This window comes from Pricia sp., assembly GCF_041745955.1.
Classification (GTDB): Bacteria; Bacteroidota; Bacteroidia; order Flavobacteriales; family Flavobacteriaceae; genus Pricia.
Genome location: NZ_JBGTHY010000071.1, coordinates 1 through 2395, shown reverse-complemented (window position 1 = coordinate 2395; position 2395 = coordinate 1). Strand labels below are relative to the sequence as shown.

Annotated in this window: 2 protein-coding genes; both read left to right on the top strand. The window is 48.1% G+C overall.

The genetic code is table 11. The features are described 5' to 3' along the window. Positions 1 to 726 (top strand): tRNA pseudouridine(38-40) synthase TruA (gene truA, locus ACEW8S_RS02220; protein ID WP_373516556.1); only part of this gene is annotated, 726 nt, incomplete at its 5' end. Then, positions 716 to 2395 (top strand): ABC transporter ATP-binding protein (locus ACEW8S_RS02215; RefSeq protein ID WP_373516555.1); only part of this gene is annotated, 1680 nt, incomplete at its 3' end. The genes truA and ACEW8S_RS02215, both read left to right, overlap by 11 nt.

The window sequence follows — 2395 nt, the reverse complement described above, 5'->3', positions numbered from 1 at the left end:
GGAAAACACTATCACGGTTGGCAAAAACAGCCCAATGCGATAACGGTGCAGCAGGTATTGGAAGAAGCCTTGTCCACACTTTTACGGCGTCCCATAGAAACGGTAGGGGCGGGGCGCACCGATACCGGGGTGCATGCCAAGGTAATGTTCGCCCACTTTGAGGTGGATCGTATCGACGATGATATGGATCTGGTATACCGACTGAACGCTTTGCTTCCCGAAGCTATTGCGGTGCGGCAAATCTACGAGGTATCCGATAAGGCCCATGCCCGTTTTGATGCTATCCGACGGACGTATGAATATTGGATAGTCCAAGAGAAAAATCCCTTTTATTCCGACCATGCCCACTATATAAAATATCCTTTGGATATACCACGAATGAACGAAGCGGCAACCGTGCTATTTGAATATGGGGACTTCGAATGTTTCTCAAAATCGAACACCGATGTAAAAACCTATCGGTGTGAAATAACCAAGGCCATTTGGGAAAAGAAAGGGGTCAAATTGGTCTTTACCATAACCGCCGACCGTTTTTTACGTAACATGGTGCGGGCCATTGTTGGCACCTTGTTGGAGGTCGGTCAAGGTAAACGTTCGGTCGACGATGTTAAAAAGATTATAAATACCAAAGACCGAAGTCAAGCCGGCCCTTCAGCACCCGCAAAAGGCTTATATTTGACCTCTGTTCGATACCCCGATGAGATTTTAGAAAAGCATGGACAATAAGGATACCGGAAAAGCATTCGATCTACGACTCTTCAACCGCTTGTTAAGAAGGACCCGCCCGTACCGACTGACCTTTTATGGCGTCGCTTTGGCAGCGATTCTTTTGTCCGTTTTCGCGGTAATGACGCCCATTATCCTACAGCGAATCATCGACGATGCGATAAAGCAGGCCAACGCCGATCGATTGTTATACTTGACTTTGGCCATGTTGGGAGTGCTTCTGGGCCAAGTAGTCAGTCAGTTAGGCTTTAATTACTACGCCAATTGGTTGGGCGAATCAGTCATTAAGGATATTCGGGTCAACCTTTTTCAGCATATGCTGGGTTTTCGTATGAAGTATTTTGACAACTCGTCTTTGGGCGTACTTGTTACCAGGGCCGTAGCCGATATGCAGCGGATCGGGGAAATCTTCAGTCAGGGATTCTTTCAGATTGTCGCCGACCTGCTGAAAATGTTCGTTGCCGCTGGCGTAATGCTGTACATGAACTGGAAGCTGGCTCTGATCGTGTTCGTGCTGCTTCCTATAATTATGTATGCGACCCGGCAGTTCCAAAAAGCTATGAAAGTGGCGTTTACTGAGGTCAGGGCACAGGTGGCCAACCTGAATTCCTTCGTACAGGAACGTATTACAGGCATGAAAATCGTACAGCTGTTCACCCGTGAAAAAATCGAGAGCGACAAGTTCAGGATCATCAATGAAAAACATCAGAACGCTTGGCTGAAAACGGTTTGGTACAACTCCATCTTCTTTCCCATTGCCGAAATCGTTTCTTCCATTGCCGTAGGGCTAATCGTATGGTATGGCGGGCTGCTCAACGTCTCCAATTTGGCTCGGGAGGATTTCGGAACCATTTTCGCCTTCATTCTGCTGATCGACATGCTGTTCCGCCCCTTACGCCAGATCGCCGATAAGTTCAATACCTTACAGATGGGCATGGTGGCCGCCAATCGGGTATTCCGTATTTTGGATACCGATAGTAATATACAGGATGTAGGAACTATAGAAAAGGAAGCAGTTCGCGGCAATATCAAGTTTACGGATGTCCATTTTGGATACCTGGAGGACGAGGAAGTACTTCACGGCATCTCGTTCGAAGTCAAGGCCGGAGAGACCGTAGCCATTGTAGGCGCCACGGGTGCCGGAAAATCCACGATTATAAACCTGCTCAGTCGCTTCTACGAAATCAATTCCGGATGCATCGAAGTAGACGGCGTCGATATCAAGGATTTTAAATTGACCTCCCTACGTTCCCATATAGCCGTGGTTCTACAGGATGTCTTTCTCTTTGCCGATACGATTGCGAACAATATTTCTTTAAAAGATCCATCGATTAGTGTGGAGCGTATTGAGACCGCTGCCAAACAGATTTTGGTCGACGAATTCATCACCAGTCTTCCCGGTGGATACCAATACAATGTCAAGGAGAGGGGCTCCATGCTTTCCAGCGGCCAGCGACAATTGATTGCCTTTTTACGTGCCTATGTCAGCAACCCCAGTATCTTGGTGCTGGATGAGGCCACTTCCTCTGTGGACACCTATTCCGAGCAGTTGATCCAACGCGCCACCGAAAAAATCACCGAGGGCCGCACCTCGATCATCATCGCCCACCGTCTGGCCACCATAAAAAAAGCCGATCGGATCATCGTCATGGATGCCGGCAAAATCGTA